Below are 16,388 nucleotides of genomic sequence, written 5' to 3'. Positions count from 1 at the left end.
AGCCAAACTCAGCTATGAACTGATAATAATTCATTTCTATCCTATTCAAAATGATAGAATTACTCAGGTTTGAAAGTTGGCTGAGTTTTGCTTAAAAAGCATGCAGTCTACAAATTTTTTTAAATTAATTGAAAAATAAATTTGTAGACTGATTTGTAGACTGTTGAATTGCAAAATACAGCATTGTGGTACAAGCAGATGCAACTTTAATTATGATTAACTATTTGAAAATGCAAGATAAAGCAACCGAATGCAACCATTAACAATCGCAGCTAGACTGTCAGGATTCTACTTTTTTTACTATTCCATCGTTGGCACATTCATGCCGTATTGGAATTTATATCTTCAAGATCAAGGGTTTAATTATCAGCAGATAGGTATCTTATCATCTATTGCTATTGTGACGCGATTCTTTGCGCCTTTAGTTTGGGGCTGGATCGCAGATAAATCTGGTAAAAGAATGCTTTTGGTGCGGCTCGCAACTTGGATGGAAGCTTGTATATGGTTGGCTATCTTTATAGTTCCCAATACATTTCAATCTGTCGCTTTACTTATGCTTATTTTTAGCTTTTTCCAAAATGCAATTTTGGCTCAGTTTGAAGGGGTAACCTTATTTTGGTTGGGCGACCAAAGGGCAAAACTTTATGGAAAAATTCGAAAATGGGGATCGGTCGGTTTTATTGTAGGTGTGTTTACCATAGGTGCAATTTTAGAAATTATTCCAATCTCTATGTTGCCTATTTTATTACTCATAATAGCATCGCTTGCATTTATTTGGGCTTTTACGATTCGTGAACCAGAAGGGGCTCCTACTTCACAAAAGTATTTAGAACCTTTATTGCCTGTGTTAAAGCGTCCAGAAGTTGCTGCTTTTTTTACTATTGAATTTATTCTTCTTTTTTCACATGCCCCTTTTTATAGTTTTTATAGCAATTTTCTAAAATCTTTAAATTACAGTACCACTGAAATTGGCTTTTTATGGGCAATGGGAGTGATTGCTGAAATTGTGATGTTTGCATATGCCGCTACGTTTTTTAAATATTTTTCGTGGCGTAGTCTTGTTGCCATGTGCTTAGTTTTAACAAGCATACGCTGGTTGTTGGTGGCTCTCTTCTCTCATTATTTTATAGGTCAGTTATTTGCACAGTGCTTACATGCTTTTAGTTTTGGCTTGTTTCATCTTATTGCAATGCGTCTCATTTTTCAGAACTTTTCAATAGGGCAGCAAGGTCGAGGTCAGGCTTTTTATAGCACCATGTGGGGACTTGGAGTTGCCTTTGGAAGTATTCTAGCTGGTCATTATTGGAAAATTCTTACTGGTGAGTATATTTTTATGATTGCTGCATTAGTAGTGCTTCTAGGTTTGTGCTTTGTATTTTGGCTACCAAAACAGATTGAAAAGCCAGCTTCTTAAGTCAAATGTTGCTAAAAATTGTTAGGGATGAGTAGTTAAAGATAAAAATTGTTTGATGAGAAGTATCGGTTCGTTACGGTTGAAAAATATTGTTTTTATATGGTTATGAAACAATGTTTTTCTAAAAAAATGTGCTAACTTAAACCCATGCGTTTAATGATTAATAAATCTATGAAAAATATTTATATTATGGGATTATTATTGGCTTGTTCTGGTTTTGCTATGGCTGAGACAGTGACTCAACAGCCAACTGAACAGCCCGTACGCACTGCTAGTAATCCTAACGCTATACGTATTGTTACGCGTCCTGAAATTATGGGATTGTGGGGAATGGAGATTCCAAATAATAAAAAATGTGTAGAGTACTATAATTTCCGTAGTAGTAATGATGTGGTGATTAAAAGCGGTGAAGAATGGTCATATGGTATTTATGAATATCAACCATCTGATGACCCTAAAGAGCAGTTATCAGCTCTAGTGATGCAGATTAAGTTTGATAATAATAAAGTTGATTGTTCTGGTCAGCAGCAAGATCAGACTGGTGATGTTTCCCAGTATTTTGTGCAATGGAAAAATGACCATACCATCAATTTCTGCTCAACTGCTAAAGGCGAGCAATGTTTTGCAACACTACGTCGCATGTTGCCATAAATTTGAATTAATAAAAAAAGCCTCTTATGTAAGAGGCTTTTTTTATTATGCATATTATGCAGTTTCAGCTTTCTTTTCTTCTTCCACTTTTTTCAACAAGTGTTTTTCAAGGTAATGGATGTCCATTGCTTGTTCGCAGAAGTTTTTATCTTGCAAGATAAGATCTTTATGTAAAGGAATATTGGTTTTAATTCCTGTAAGAATCATTTCGTCTAACGCTTGACGCATACGGGCAAGCGAAGTTTCACGATTTTTACCATGAGAGATCAATTTTGCAATCATTGAATCATAATAAGGTGGAATGCTATATCCAGGATAGATATGAGAATCTAAACGAATACCTGCACCGCCTGGCGCATAAAAACTTTCAATTTTGCCTGGTGAAGGTAAGAAAGTGGTTGGATCTTCGGCATTGATACGACATTCAATGGCATGACCACGAACTTCAATATCTTCTTGTTGAAGCTCTAAGCCTAAACCAGCTGCAATACGTAATTGCTGTTCAATAATGTCAACACCAGTCACCATTTCAGTTACAGGGTGCTCAACCTGAACACGAGTGTTCATTTCAATAAAGAAGAACTCGCCGTCTTCGAACAAGAATTCAAATGTACCAGCACCACGATATTGCATTAACTGACATGCATTAACACAAGCTTGTAAAATATCAGCGCGTGCTTGTTCTGGTAGATTTGGAGCAGGAGCTTCTTCTAACACCTTTTGGTGACGACGTTGTAATGAGCAGTCGCGATCATATAAATGAATCGCATGGCCGTTACCATCACCTAAAACTTGAACTTCGACATGGCGAGGTTTTTGTAAGAAGCGTTCCATGTACACGGTATCATCGCCGAACCACATTTCTGCATCACGTTGAGCTGCTTGAACTGACTCAAGTAATGTATCTACGCGTTCAACAATACGCATACCACGACCACCACCACCAGCTGCCGCTTTAACAATAAGCGGGAAACCGATTTCTTTAGCTTCAGCTAAAGCATTGTGGATAGTTACTGCATGGTCACAACCAGGTACTGTCGGTACACCAGCTTTTTTCATTGCAACAATTGCAGAAACCTTATTACCCATTAAACGAATATGTTCTGGGCGAGGGCCAATGAATGTGAAACCTGAGCTTTCTACAATTTCAGCAAACTCGGCATTTTCTGAAAGAAAGCCATAGCCTGGGTGAATTGCATCAGCACCAGTAATTTCTGCAGCAGTAATAATTGCCGGGATATTTAAATAGCTGTCACTACTTGCACCCGGACCAATACATACTGCTTCATCAACGAAACGTAAATGCATCAAATCTTTATCAGCATCTGAATAGATACCGACAGTTTTGATTCCTAATGTTTTGCAAGCCCGGGTAATTCGTAAAGCGATTTCACCACGGTTTGCAATTAAAACTTTTTGCAACATAGTTGTCCCCGAGGTATTACGCGCGATAACGGAATAAAGGTTGACCGAATTGGATCACTTCACCATTTTTCACTAAAATTTCTTCAATCACGCCGCTTTGAGTTGCTTCAATCGGGTTCATGATTTTCATTGCTTCGATAATACCCAAAGTCTCACCAGCAGATACTGTTTGACCTACTTTAACAAATGGTGCTTCGCCTGGGCTTGGAGCAGCATAGAACACACCAACCATAGGAGAAGTTTCAACTGCTCCACGTGGTGTTTTTGCAACAGGTGCTTCAGCAACAGGAGCTGCCGGAAGTGCTACACCAGCCGCAGCAACGACAGGATTGCGACGAGTTAAAGCGATCGATTGATCACCTTCTTTAACTTCAATCGCTTGCAAGTCAGACTCAATCATTAAATCGATGAGTTTCTTAATTTTGCGGATATCCATGGGCGACTATTCCTGAACTAGTTTGGGTTAGATGGTTGAATTTTTTCAATAGCGTAATCGAGAGCAAAGCTGTAACCTTTTGCGCCTAGACCACAAATCACGCCAATTGCTTTGTCTGATAAATAAGAATGATGTCTGAAAGCTTCACGTGCGTGGACATTTGATAAATGTACTTCAATAAAGGGAATAGCAACGCCCAGTAAGGCATCGCGTAAAGCAACTGAAGTATGAGTGAGAGCAGCAGGGTTAATAATAATCAGTTTTACGCCTTCTGTTTGTGCCTGATGAATACGGTCAACAATGGCACCTTCCCAGTTGCTTTGAAAAGTATCTAGTGTAATAGAGGCTTGTTCAGCTTGAGCAATAAGTTGTTGGTTGATATTGTCTAGGGTAAGATGACCATATACTTCTGGTTCGCGTTTTCCCAGCAAATTCAAATTCGGTCCATGAATTACCAAAATGGTCGAACTCATTCAGATTGCTCCAGCTCTAAAGTTGCAAATAATCTTTGCAAGATGTCTGCAAAGTTTGCTTATTATGGCATATGTTTCTACAAGTTTTTTATAATTTCTTTTAATTGTCGCAGAAAGGGTACACCAAATTCGGCTTATATATTGTAAATTTTGCGACGAATTAGCAATGTTAAAAAATGACAAAATTTCAAGTAATTTAACGGAGCTTATTTTAAACCGAATTGACAAAAACAGTTCATGTATTTTGTGTAACGAGGTCGTGAGCATCTTCAATCGTTAACATTTCATTCCAGCGAGTTAGGTAATTTTTTGAGCGATGGCATTGTTTCATTTGCCAAGATGGGTTACGTGAGTGATAGCCGACTTGTAAGTAATGACTACCAAAACGCTTACGGACTATACCTAAAGTTTCCATCAATTGTTGTCTTTGATGAATAAGTTCTAAAGGCTGCCATAAATCATCAATATGTTGCTGACGTGCATGTAGACCACAAAATAACACGCCAATTTTTATGTAGCTTTTATTTTCTTTATATAAAACATCGATTTGCTGCATTGCGGCTTTTGTTAGTATACATAAATCATCTGTTGCATAATGAAGGCCAATTGCCTGAGATGTGGCTTTTTTATAGGGTGGTTTGTCGGTTTTTTCATAAAGCATAACTTGAACACAGGCACAAAGTTGTTCTTGTTTCATTAAACGGCGATGTGCCCGGTTAAGGTGAAAGATAAGTGCTTGTTTAATAATCTCAATACTGGATAAAGCTTGAGCAAAACTTCGTGATGCTAAAATCCGTTTAGTCGGAATAGCGGGATCGTCAAGTTGAATACAGGATTGGCCTTTTAGCTCACGAATGGTACGTGCCATGACCACAGAAAATGCTTTTGCCATATGGTGTTCATTGGCAAAAGTTAAGTCTAGGCAGGAGTACACTTCATAACTTTGTAGTTGTTTGACCAATTGATAGCCAATTCCCCACACTTCTTTGACTGATGTGTGCTGCATGAGATCTTCCATAATTAATGGATCTAAGGTGATAAAATTACAAATTCCCCTAAAACTTTTAATTTTCTTAGCATAGTGATTGGCAAGTTTTGCTTGTGTCTTTGAATATCCAATACCAATACAACAAGGTAAGCCTAACCATTTTAGGAGGGTGTTTCTCACTTCACTGCAGTAATCTGATATATCAATAGACTGAAGGTAAGGGGTGAGATGAATAAAGCATTCATCTATAGAGTAAGCTTCTAAGTCATCTGGAGAGAAAAAGTCACCGAGGACAGCAAAAAAGCGACGAGACATCTCGGCATATAAAGTGTAGTTGCTTGAATAAACTTGAACACCAGCTTTTAAAGCATCTTTTTCAATTTGAAACCAAGGTATTCCCATCTTGATACCTAAAAGTTTTGCTTCTTCGCTACGTGAAACAACACAGCCATCGTTGTTAGATAAAACAACTACAGGTTTATCATTGAGTTTAGGGTTGAAAAGTCGCTCACAGCTGACATAACAATTGTTAATATCAACCAGTGCATAAACTTCGCGGTGTGAGATTTCTCTCATCATTTCTTTGCCCCCAATTTATTAATCCAAAATACATATTTTGAATTTGTAACATAATCAAGTTAACAAAATTACAGACTAATATCTAGGGGAGTTCAGGTTGTTCGTCGAAATTATAAAAAGGATGCAAGACTGCTGAATTGTCAGTTATTGATATGGAAATGTCTGAAAATGATAAGTTTTAGTTGGTTATGATCGGAAGCATAAGAACTATATTTAATGGATGAGTTGAGTCTTTTAAATGTAGTAATGCGTATAACGCATTTGTCTTATGGGTCTTTCAAGCTGTCTTTGTTAATAAAGACAGCTTTTTTTTATAATGTGCTTAAGTTTTTTAGAGTTTGGCTTGATTGTAGCAATCGAGATTAATGCATTGTGTACTCAGTTCTATGATTTGAGCAGGGGCTAATTGAAGTTTTTCCCATTTTTGCATTTGTTCAAATAACCAATAAAAGTCTTCTGGTTGCGGGGCAGCATTTTCTTTAACCAAATACTTAACAATATTTTGAATCATATAGTATTTATCGACATGTACTTCTTCCGAGCAATGAAATCGGACAATCCCAAACTCGACCAATAACTTTAAGACAGGCGTAAAATCTTTTAAATTACTCAATTCTTTTTGGGCTTTCATAATTGCCCCTGTAAGTGCAACTAAGGTTTGAGGGTGTTGTTCGGCCCATTCTTGAGTTACTGCGAGAACTTTATCTGCCACATTGGGAATAATGTCCTGACTTGAGCAAACCATTTTACTTAAGCCTAAAAGTTCTCCTTGTGTATTCCACGGCTCTCCCACACAAAAACCATCAATCACATGGTTATCTAAAGCTTCGACCATATACGGTGGCGGAAGTGCCTTGAGTTTGAGCGTTTGAGCTATTTTAGAATCTGCCAACGCAAGCCATTCTCTTAAACAATAATGATGGATTGAATGTTTAAATACATGGGCTAAGGATAGAGCATTATCTTCTTTAATGTAGCTCGTCACTTTTTGGGCGGTAGTTTGTGCATTATCATTCTCTTGAATAGCCAGTTGATGGGTTAATTTTTGGCTTAAGCTAATAAAGGCACGGTTTTTACTTAAAATAAGAGGGGTTTGCAGTGCAATACCAATTTGGTCTGCACCCACAGCTGCAGCGGGTAGCATAGCAGATAAACAATGTGCAGCATCTAATAAACCAAAAGCTAAACGGTCGCGTAGACTTGCCCATGATGCTTCTTTGACTAGGGTAACATCTAAATCGACTTCTTCGAAGAAACCTTGCTGCTTTGCCCACAGTAAAGCGATGCAATCAAGTAAAGGAATATAGCCGAGTTGCAATTGAGTCTTTTCTAATTTGCTCATTTATTCATCCTTTAGTTGATCATTTAGTAATTTTTGAGCGTCAAGTAAACGCCGTGCCATTTCTCCAATCGTTATACGGTGACTCATGGCATTTTTTCTGAGTAATTGAAAAGCCGTATCTTCAGGTAAGCCATGCAGTTGCATGAGTAGCACTTTGGCCTTTTCAACATCTTTACGATCTGCCAGTTTGGTTTGAGCTTCTTTTAAGTCACCTTCGAGCTTTTTATGTTTTTTATATTGCTCAATTGAAATCTCTAAAATGGTATGTAAGCGGGCAGGGTCTATGCCGTCTACAATATAAGCCGTTACACCTGCATCTATCGCTTGTTTGATGGTGTCTTTATCTGAATTTTTAGTGAATAGAACAGTTGGTAGGTCATAGCTACTCACACAACTTTCAATAATGTCACGATGAGGATGATCCATGTCGAGCAAGATGACATCGGCTTGTAAATCTTCAAGACAGAAAATATTTAAGTGGTCCAAAGTAAGGCAGGCCACCACTTCAAAGTCATTTTCAAGCAGACTGTTTTTTATATAGTCGGCCCGTGCATGATCATCATCGATAAGAGCTATTTTGAGTTTTGGCATAAGTTCAGAAAATCAGGCTAAGAAAATGCGCCAATTCGACGCGTTTTTTGTTATTAAGTTTTAAGCAAGATTAGTGCCATCCAAATTTAAACAAAAAATCAGGCATGAGTGGTCCTTTACTATGTTAAAGCATTGTTTTGATCGATATTGGTGCAAAAATACGATTCATTTTGTGGCAAAACTTATTTTTGTTTAAACCATATAGAGGAGCAGCAATAGTGCAGGAAAAATTAAATCTTCTTTATGGATGAAAAGGTATTTTAGTTTAAATAATTGAAAATAATAATAAAAAATTATTAATATTAATCTTAAAAAGAATTGGCATGCAAAATGCTTAGTTAATTACAGGTCGAAGACGACCATAAGTTTTAAAGACGGCCAACGATGTCCGTTCTGATCGAATTTGTGAGTGCAACTGCACACATAAAGAATTTACGTTCAGTCGGAGTGAAGGTTATGTCTTTATTTTTATTGCATAAAAAAGTTACATCTGAATTAACTAATTTTTCAGTTCCAGCGATGCGAGCCTTCTCTATGAGGGGGCTCGCTTTTTTTATTTGTTTTTATGACTTTGCTATGCATTGGGTGTCGTCAACGAGTGGAAAAAATGGATTCCAAGCAGCTATACGCTTTGTGATGTTGATACGTTTCTCGGTAGAGCACAAGGCAAAACAACAATGTCTATTTGAGAACGTAAGAACGCAGCTTAAAAGCAACGTGATTTGAGGAGAAACACTATGAAATTGGTAATGATTGGTCATGGTATGGTGGGCCACAAATTCATCGAAGCCATTTTAGAAAAAGCAGATGATGAACTGGAAATCACAATTCTCGCAGAAGAGCCTCGTATCGCATATGACCGCGTACATTTGACTGAATACTTCTCAGGGAAATCGGCAAAAGATTTATCTTTAGCACGTTTTGATTTTGCCGATGCGTATGGCATCGACCTACGTTTAAATACTAAAGCAGTGGCGATTGATACAACTGCACAAACCGTAACAACCAATCATGGTGATGTGATTAGTTATGACAAGTTGGTGCTGGCGACTGGTTCATATGCATTTGTTCCGCCAATTCCGGGTAATGACCGTGAAAACTGTTTTGTTTACCGTACTATTGAAGACTTAGACGCGATTCGTGCAGCGAGTCTCAATGCAAAAACAGGTGTAGTAATTGGCGGTGGTTTACTTGGACTTGAGGCAGCCAAAGCTTTACGTGATTTAGATTTAGAAACGCACGTTGTTGAGTTTGCACCACGTTTGATGGCAGTTCAAATTGATGACTTAGGGGGCAAAGTTTTACGCCGTAAAATTGAAGATTTAGGTGTAAAAGTTCATACACAAAAAGCGACTCAGTCTATTGAGTCTGGTGTAAATACCACTCATGTGATGAAGTTTGCCGATGGTAGTGAACTCGAAACTGATGTGATTTTATTCTCTGCGGGGATCCGCCCACGTGATGAGTTAGCGCGAAATAGCGGGCTTGCGATTGGTGAGCGTGGCGGTATTGTAATTAATGATTATTGCCAAACATCTGATCAAAACATTTATGCCATTGGTGAATGTGCGCTTTGGCAAAATAAAATTTATGGCTTGGTTGCACCGGGCTATGACATGGCGCGTATTGCAGCAAAACATATTTTAGATGAAGAGTGTCATTGCTTCGCTGGCGCAGACATGAGCACCAAGTTGAAACTGATGGGTGTTGATGTTGCTTCGGTCGGTGATGCACATGCCATAACCCCAGGTGCATTAAGCTATTTCTATGCAGATGAACATGCACTGGTTTATAAAAAGATTGTTGTAAATGCCGACAAAACCAAATTGCTTGGCGCGGTTTTAGTGGGCGATGCCAAAGAATACAACGAACTTTTACAAATGATGTTGAATGGTCTGGCTTTACCGGAAGTGCCTGAAAGTTTAATTATGCTGGGTTTTGAGCAATCAGCAGCAAAATCTGGTGGTAGCGGAGTCGATTTACTGCCAGACAGCGCGACCATTTGTTCATGTAACAACGTATCAAAAGCAGACATCTGCCAAGCAATTAGCGATGGTTCGACCTCTTTAGGTGCATTAAAGAAATGCACCAAAGCAGCAACAGCATGTGGTGGTTGTGCACCATTAGTGACTCAAGTATTGAAGTCAGAGTTACAACGTCAAGGTGTGACTGTTAACAATCATATTTGCGAACACTTCCCGTACTCGCGTCAAGAGTTGTATCACTTGGTCCGTGTCAATGAAATCAAGACATTTGATGATTTGATTCATCAACATGGGCACGGTTTAGGTTGTGATATTTGTAAACCAGCGGCAGCAAATATTTTGGCATCTTGCTGGAATGATTTCGTACTTAAGCCAAGTCATGCAGGCTTGCAAGACAGTAACGACTACTACCTAGGTAACATTCAAAAAGATGGCTCTTACTCAATTGTACCGCGTATGGCAGGTGGAGAAGTCACTCCGGATGGCTTAATTGCGATTGGTCAAATTGCAAAGAAATATAACTTATACACCAAAATTACTGGTGGTCAACGTGTTGATATGTTTGGTGCCCAAGTTCATGAACTTCCATTTATTTGGGAAGAGTTAAATGCTGCGGGCTTCGAGTCTGGTCATGCCTACGGTAAGTCGTTACGTACAGTGAAATCTTGTGTGGGTAGCACTTGGTGCCGTTACGGGGTAGATAACTCGGTTGGTTTAGCGATTGAACTTGAAAACCGCTACAAAGGTTTGCGTTCACCGCATAAATTGAAAATGGCAGTGTCTGGCTGTACACGTGAGTGTGCAGAAGCGCAAGGTAAAGATGTAGGCGTGATTGCCACTGAAAAGGGTTGGAACCTTTATGTATGTGGTAACGGTGGTATGAAACCGCGTCATGCAGAATTACTTGCATCTGACCTTGATAAAGAAACACTGATTCGTTATATCGACCGTTTCTTTATGTTCTACATTCAAACGGCAGACCGTTTACAACGTACCAGTGTATGGCGTGACAACATGGAAGGCGGTCTAGACTACCTTAAATCTGTGATCGTTGATGACTCTCTTGGTTTAGCCGCCGAGCTTGAGCGCCGTATGGAACACATTATTGGTACATATCAAGACGAATGGCGTACAGCTGTCGAGAACCCAGAAGTTCGTAAACGCTTCCAAACCTATATCAATGCAGGAGCGAATGAACAAGCTGATCCGCACATTCAATTTACAACTGAACGTGGTCAAATCCGCCCATTAACCGAAGCTGAACGTTCAGAAGACCGTATTCCAATGGTTGAAGCATAAAGGGGAACTTATATGAATATTGTACAAGACAAAAATATGCTTCCTGATGATCAGTGGATTGACGTTTGTGCACTCGATGATTTAACTCCAAACACTGGTGCAGGAGCGCTAGTGAGCGGTCAAGCGGTTGCAATCTTCCGTGTGGGGCATGAAAAACGTGTTTATGTACTAAGCAATAAAGATCCGTTTAGCTTAGCAAATGTGATGAGTCGCGGGATTATTGGTGATTTACAAGGCGAACGCGTGGTTGCATCACCAATTTATAAACAACATTTCAGTTTAGCTACGGGCCGTTGTTTAGAAGATAAAGACCAAAAATTGGCGGTTTACCCGAGCAAAATTGTTGATGGCCGTGTTTGGATCAATGCGGTGCCGCAAAAAACTTATATTACCAATACAGGGGTATCACAAGACAAACTTAGACTGGTGCTGATCGGGAATGGTTTGGCAGGGATGCGTTGTCTGGAAGATTTACTTGATATGGCACCAGACCGTTATGAAGTTACGGTGATTGGTGAAGAACCATGGGGTAACTATAACCGTATTATGTTGTCTCCGGTTTTATCGGGTGAGAAAACCATTGAAGACATTATGTTGCATCCACCAAAGTGGTATGACGATAAAAGCATTAAATTTATTGCCGGTGATAAAGCCGTAAAAATTGATCGCCCACGTAAAGTGGTTTACACCGAAAAAGGCAAGACAGTTGATTATGACCGTTTGATTCTGGCAACAGGCTCGGCACCATTTATTCCACCAGTTCAAGGTGTTGACCTAAAAGGTGTGTTAACTTTCCGCGATATTTATGACGTTAACACCATGATTGAATACTGCGATTCAAAAACTAATGCAGTCGTGATTGGTGGCGGTTTGCTGGGTTTAGAAGCGGCGTATGGTTTAAAACAACGCGGTATGAATGTCACAGTATTGCATTTGATGGACCGTATTATGGAACGCCAACTTGATGGTCGTGCGAGCCAGTTATTACGTCATAGCATTGAACAAAAAGGTATTCATATTATTACCGAAGCCAATACAGAAGCGTTAATTGGTGATGAAAACGGACATGTGAAGCAAATCCGTTTGAAAGATGGCACAGTGTTAGATGCTGACCTTGTGGTATTCGCTGTGGGCATTCGTCCAAATATTGCTTTGGCACAAAGTGCTGGTTTACGTTGTAATCGTGGTGTATTGGTGAATGACACCATGCAAACATTTGACCCAAGTATTTACGCGGTGGGTGAGTGTATTGAACACCGTGGTCAAACTTTTGGTTTGGTTGAGCCACTATGGGGCCAAGCTTTTATTTGCGCGACCCATTTAGCAGAGCACGGCAGCTTAACTTTTAAAGCACCCACTGTACCGACTCAGTTAAAAGTCAGTGGTGTCGATGTATTCTCGGCGGGCAATTTTGAGCCGAAAGATGATTATGAAGACATTATCCTGAACGATGAAAAACGCCAGATTTATAAACGCATTATTATTCAAAGCGATCGAGTAATCGGTGCAGTATTGTTTGGTGATACTGAAGATGGTATGTGGTATGCAGAGTTAATTGCAGACCAAACCCCTGTTTCTTCATTTAGAAATAAACTGCTATTTGGTCGAGATTTTGCATTAAAAAATGCAGGCTAAATAGGGAAAGGAGCAGTTATGAATAGTATTCCAAGCGTTGAAGTCGATAGCTCCGATCATGTTGCAAAAACAATCAAAACAACATGTCCATATTGCGGTGTAGGTTGCGGTGTTAGCGTAAACGTCCAACAAAAACCTCAAGGACCTGTGGTGCAAGTTGAGGGGGATGCTGAGCATCCTTCCAACTTTGGACGCTTATGTATTAAAGGTAGCCGTCTTGCGGATACTTTGGGGTTGGAAACACGTCTACTTCAACCCATGTTTGGTCGTAAGCCACATCGGACTGTAACGACATGGGATGCAGCAATCAATAAAATTGCCGATAAATTCCAGTCTTGTATCGACAAATATGGTCGTGACAGCATTGCATTTTATGTTTCAGGTCAGCTTTTGACTGAAGACTATTATGTGGTGAACAAGTTTGTAAAAGGCTATTTGGGCACTGCAAATATCGATACCAACTCACGGCTTTGTATGTCATCTGCGGTGGCAGGTCACAAACGTAGTTTCGGTGAAGATATTGTGCCTGCAAGTTATGAAGATTTTGAACATGCAGACATGGTGGTTTTGGTTGGTTCCAATACCGCATGGTGCCATCCTGTACTGTATCAACGGATTATGCAGGCTAAAAGCCACAATCCAGATATGTTTATTGTGGTGATTGACCCACGTTTTACCAGTACTTGTGAGCAAGCGGATTTACATTTACCGATTTTACCGGGCCAAGATGTCGCATTGTTCAACGGTCTATTCCAATATTTATATCAAAATGGTCATGCCGATCAGGCTTTTGTTGATGCTTATACCGAAGGTTTGCAAGAGGTTTTGGCAAGCAGCGAGCCAGAAACTAATGTGGAATATGTGGCAAAGCGTACAGGAATTGCACTCGATAAGATGCAACAGTTCTTTGAGAAATTTGCGCAGACTGAAAAGGTAATTACGCTATTTTCAATGGGTGTGAATCAATCAAGTCAGGGCGTGAATAAAGCCAACAGCATTATTAACTGTCACTTACTAACAGGCAAAATTGGAAAGCTCGGCGCTGCACCATTTTCAATGACAGGCCAGCCCAATGCTATGGGTGGCCGAGAAGTGGGTGGCTTAGCTAATATGCTGGCTGCCCATATGGATTTAGATAATCCCTTGCACCAAAAAGTAGTGCAAATCTTTTGGGACAGCCCATTTATTGCAACTCAAGCTGGCTTAAAAGCAGTTGATTTATTCCGTGCTGTTGAAGCTGGAAAAATTAAAGCCATCTGGATTATGGCAACCAATCCGGTGGTAAGTTTACCAGATGCTGATCAGGTGAAACGTGCTTTAGAAAAATGCGAATTGGTCGTTGTGTCAGATATCTGTGCCGATACGGATACTACGGCTTACGCCGATATTTTGCTTCCAGCTTTAGGTTGGGGTGAAAAAGACGGAACCGTTACTAACTCTGAGCGTCGTATTTCACGTCAACGTGCTTTTTTACCTGCGCCGGGTGAAGCAAAAGCAGATTGGTGGTCAGTGAGCCAAGTTGCGAAAAAATTAGGCTTTAAAGGTTTTGACTTTACGAGTGCTGTTGATATTTTCAATGAACATGCGGCTTTGTCAGCACAAGATAATGCGGACATTGAAGCACGTGAGCAAACTGATACGTTTCGTTATTTCAACTTAAAAGGTTTAATGAACCTAAGTGCTGCTGAGTACGATGTTCTGCAACCAGTGCAATGGCCAGTCTGGAGTAAAAATCAAGACGCTAAAGCTGTTCAACAACTGTTTGGCAAGGGCCAGTTTAGTCACAAAAACACCAAGGCAAAACTAATTCCGACTGTTGCAATTAATCCGGTACATGCAATTTCAGAAGATTATCCGCTCATTTTGAACACGGGGCGTATTCGCGATCAATGGCATACCATGACCCGTACTGGTTTGTCGCCAAATTTAACCAGTCACCGTGCTGAACCATTCTGTGAGATTCATCCAAGTGATGCATTAAAGTTTGGTGTACGTGATCAAGGTTTAGTAGAAGTTCGTTCGAAATGGGGCAGTTGTGTACTACGTGTAACCTTCTCATCAGGTGTCCGTCGTGGGCAAATTTTTGCACCGATTCACTGGACTGAACAGGTCGCATCCGATGCCCGTATTGGTAAAGTCGTTAATCCAGAAGTTGATGCAATTTCAGGTGAGCCCGAGTTCAAACATACGCCTGTAACTATTCAACCGTTCTATACCACTTGGCAAGGTGTGCTCTATATTCGTGAAGGATACGATTCTCATATTCAAGAATCGCTACATCACTGTGCATGGTGGACCAAAGTCAAAATGGTGAAAACCAGCCGCTATGAACTTGCAGACCGCCAAACTTTTCATGATACTCAAAAGAATCTGAAAAGCTTTTTGCCATTTGCCGATGAAACCTTTGAATGGTTAAGCATAGAAGATATTTCTTCACAACTGAGCCATAGTGTTTTTTTAAAGATGGCATTGTAATTGCAAGTCTATATATTGCACCGCCAGATTTATTGCCAGACCGTGACTGGGTAGCAAGTCTGTTTAAACGCGAACGTTTGAGCGCCTTGCACCGTAAAGCTTTACTAGCAGGTATGCCAATGTCGGCTACCAATAATGATGGGCCTTTGGTGTGTAGTTGTTTTAAAGTAGGTAAGAATAAAATTATCGAAGCAATAAAAACACAAAACATTACCCATGAAAAACAGGTTACTGCATGTTTAAAAGCAGGTGGAAACTGTGGTTCATGTTTACCTGAAATCCGAGGCTTGATTAAAGCTTGCCAGCAAGAGGTGGAAGTGTGAATAAGGGATATCCCGTAACTGATCTGGTCATTCTGGCGGGTGGACAAGCCCGCCGTATGAATGGTTTAAATAAGCTGTTGCAGCAATTCGATGGCGATACACAACTACTCAAAATTCATCAAAAATTAAAGTCATCTGTATCTGAAATTTGGGTGAATAGTCATCGTGATTATTCGATTTATCAAAGTATTGTGCCTGATATTAAATGTTTTCAAGATGATGCAGCAGGCTTTTTTGGCCCACTCATGGGAATGAAAAGCGCATGGTCACATGTAAAAGCAGATTATGTTTTGTTTATCCCTTGTGATGTGACCTACATACCTACGCAAGTCGTTGCGAAATTACACAGCGCACTTCGCAAAAATAAACAGGCCCAGGCAGCTTACGTTTCAATTAATGGAGATGCTTTATACCCATTTTGTTTGTTAAAACGTGAAAGTCTAGAGGTTTTAGAGCAGCAAATTGATAAGCAACAATTGAGTTTAAAAAATTGCTTTAAACTTTTACACGCACAAGTAGCCATTTTTCAAAAGCAAAACTTATTTTTCCATAGCATTAATTCTTTAGATGAACTTCAACAATACAAACAAATTAAAGCATTTAAAGAGATTTTTTCGACAAATTAGAACTTCAATCATATCGATTTAAAATTTACATTGATAATCTGAAATCATTTTTTAAATTTTGAGTTATTGACTGTTTAGAATTTAAGTTCTATTTTGGAACTTGTTGTTTTCATTCTAGCCAGATGTATAAAAATAAACGGAGCCAG

12 protein-coding genes and 2 pseudogenes are annotated in these 16,388 nt (G+C 39.5%); 8 read left to right on the top strand and 6 right to left on the bottom strand.

What is annotated here, in order from left to right; genetic code table 11:
- The first annotated feature begins 250 nt into the window (after window positions 1-250).
- Complete coding sequence (locus HMPREF0014_RS13360; RefSeq protein ID WP_006581336.1) at window positions 251-1,414, top strand: MFS transporter; 1,164 nt, start codon at window positions 251-253, stop codon at window positions 1,412-1,414.
- A 147-nt stretch (window positions 1,415-1,561) separates the two neighbouring features.
- Complete coding sequence (locus HMPREF0014_RS13355; protein WP_002049607.1) at window positions 1,562-2,065, top strand: hypothetical protein; 504 nt, start codon at window positions 1,562-1,564, stop codon at window positions 2,063-2,065.
- A 54-nt stretch (window positions 2,066-2,119) separates the two neighbouring features.
- Here the strand turns inward: HMPREF0014_RS13355 and accC are convergent, their stop codons facing one another.
- From accC to HMPREF0014_RS13335, 4 genes are all read right to left on the bottom strand, one after another.
- Window positions 2,120-3,490: an acetyl-CoA carboxylase biotin carboxylase subunit gene (gene accC, locus HMPREF0014_RS13350; protein WP_002049609.1), complete on the bottom strand. Its 1,371-nt coding sequence runs from the start codon at window positions 3,488-3,490 to the stop codon at window positions 2,120-2,122.
- 16 nt (window positions 3,491-3,506) lie between these two features.
- On the bottom strand, window positions 3,507-3,926 hold the full coding sequence (gene accB / locus HMPREF0014_RS13345) for an acetyl-CoA carboxylase biotin carboxyl carrier protein (protein WP_000354611.1): 420 nt from the start codon (window positions 3,924-3,926) through the stop codon (window positions 3,507-3,509).
- 17 nt (window positions 3,927-3,943) lie between these two features.
- Window positions 3,944-4,399, bottom strand: a complete 456-nt coding sequence (aroQ, locus tag HMPREF0014_RS13340; protein ID WP_000099412.1) for a type II 3-dehydroquinate dehydratase — start codon at window positions 4,397-4,399, stop codon at window positions 3,944-3,946.
- Window positions 4,400-4,634: 235 nt separating this feature from the next.
- Window positions 4,635-5,963: a Y-family DNA polymerase gene (locus HMPREF0014_RS13335; RefSeq protein WP_006581337.1), complete on the bottom strand. Its 1,329-nt coding sequence runs from the start codon at window positions 5,961-5,963 to the stop codon at window positions 4,635-4,637.
- A 219-nt stretch (window positions 5,964-6,182) separates the two neighbouring features.
- Between HMPREF0014_RS13335 and HMPREF0014_RS25405 the strand changes: the two are divergent.
- Window positions 6,183-6,283, top strand: a pseudogene (locus HMPREF0014_RS25405) (hypothetical protein).
- Window positions 6,284-6,297: 14 nt separating this feature from the next.
- Here the strand turns inward: HMPREF0014_RS25405 and HMPREF0014_RS13330 are convergent.
- Entirely contained in the window at window positions 6,298-7,308 is a 1,011-nt protein-coding gene (locus tag HMPREF0014_RS13330; protein ID WP_004886803.1) for an ABC transporter substrate-binding protein, read from the bottom strand.
- Window positions 7,309-7,899 carry an ANTAR domain-containing protein gene (locus tag HMPREF0014_RS13325; protein ID WP_004886807.1) on the bottom strand — a complete coding sequence of 197 codons (591 nt, stop codon included), beginning with the start codon at window positions 7,897-7,899 and terminating at the stop codon, window positions 7,309-7,311.
- A 384-nt stretch (window positions 7,900-8,283) separates the two neighbouring features.
- Between HMPREF0014_RS13325 and HMPREF0014_RS0206350 the strand changes: the two genes are divergently transcribed.
- The 5 genes and pseudogenes from HMPREF0014_RS0206350 (at window position 8,284) to HMPREF0014_RS13305 (ending at window position 16,242) form a co-directional block, all read left to right on the top strand.
- A complete protein-coding gene (locus HMPREF0014_RS0206350; protein ID WP_006581338.1) occupies window positions 8,284-8,625 on the top strand; it encodes a hypothetical protein in 342 nt (113 codons plus the stop codon).
- An 11-nt stretch (window positions 8,626-8,636) separates the two neighbouring features.
- The gene (gene nirB / locus HMPREF0014_RS13320; RefSeq protein ID WP_004886812.1) at window positions 8,637-11,183 is read left to right on the top strand and encodes a nitrite reductase large subunit NirB; all 2,547 of its coding nucleotides are present in this window, start codon (window positions 8,637-8,639) and stop codon (window positions 11,181-11,183) included.
- 12 nt (window positions 11,184-11,195) lie between these two features.
- Window positions 11,196-12,818, top strand: coding sequence for a nitrite reductase small subunit NirD (nirD, locus tag HMPREF0014_RS13315; RefSeq protein ID WP_004886815.1), 1,623 nt, complete (start codon window positions 11,196-11,198; stop codon window positions 12,816-12,818).
- Between the two features lie 18 nt (window positions 12,819-12,836).
- A pseudogene (locus HMPREF0014_RS13310) lies at window positions 12,837-15,616 on the top strand (nitrate reductase).
- Window positions 15,613-16,242 carry an NTP transferase domain-containing protein gene (locus tag HMPREF0014_RS13305; RefSeq protein ID WP_004886820.1) on the top strand — a complete coding sequence of 210 codons (630 nt, stop codon included), beginning with the start codon at window positions 15,613-15,615 and terminating at the stop codon, window positions 16,240-16,242. The pseudogene HMPREF0014_RS13310 and the gene HMPREF0014_RS13305 overlap by 4 nt, the downstream one beginning before the upstream one ends.
- Window positions 16,243-16,388: the final 146 nt, after the last annotated feature.

This window comes from Acinetobacter sp. RUH 2624 (genome assembly GCF_000162375.2).
In the GTDB taxonomy this organism is placed as follows: domain Bacteria; phylum Pseudomonadota; class Gammaproteobacteria; order Pseudomonadales; family Moraxellaceae; genus Acinetobacter; species Acinetobacter nosocomialis.
Note: the sequence above shows the minus strand (reverse complement) of the source record. Positions and strands in the feature narration are given on the sequence as shown.

Bases quoted from the DNA above. Each gene is read 5' to 3' on its own strand.
- accC (WP_002049609.1), bottom strand. From the start codon at position 3,490: ATGTTGCAAAAAGTTTTAATTGCAAACCGTGGTGAAATCGCTTTACGA.
- HMPREF0014_RS0206350 (WP_006581338.1), top strand. From the start codon at position 8,284: ATGTCCGTTCTGATCGAATTTGTGAGTGCAACTGCACACATAAAGAAT.
- nirB (WP_004886812.1), top strand. From the start codon at position 8,637: ATGAAATTGGTAATGATTGGTCATGGTATGGTGGGCCACAAATTCATC.
- aroQ (WP_000099412.1), bottom strand. From the start codon at position 4,399: ATGAGTTCGACCATTTTGGTAATTCATGGACCGAATTTGAATTTGCTG.
- HMPREF0014_RS13360 (WP_006581336.1), top strand. From the start codon at position 251: ATGCAACCATTAACAATCGCAGCTAGACTGTCAGGATTCTACTTTTTT.
- HMPREF0014_RS13355 (WP_002049607.1), top strand. From the start codon at position 1,562: ATGCGTTTAATGATTAATAAATCTATGAAAAATATTTATATTATGGGA.
- HMPREF0014_RS13325 (WP_004886807.1), bottom strand. From the start codon at position 7,899: ATGCCAAAACTCAAAATAGCTCTTATCGATGATGATCATGCACGGGCC.
- HMPREF0014_RS13335 (WP_006581337.1), bottom strand. From the start codon at position 5,963: ATGAGAGAAATCTCACACCGCGAAGTTTATGCACTGGTTGATATTAAC.
- accB (WP_000354611.1), bottom strand. From the start codon at position 3,926: ATGGATATCCGCAAAATTAAGAAACTCATCGATTTAATGATTGAGTCT.
- nirD (WP_004886815.1), top strand. From the start codon at position 11,196: ATGAATATTGTACAAGACAAAAATATGCTTCCTGATGATCAGTGGATT.
- HMPREF0014_RS13330 (WP_004886803.1), bottom strand. From the start codon at position 7,308: ATGAGCAAATTAGAAAAGACTCAATTGCAACTCGGCTATATTCCTTTA.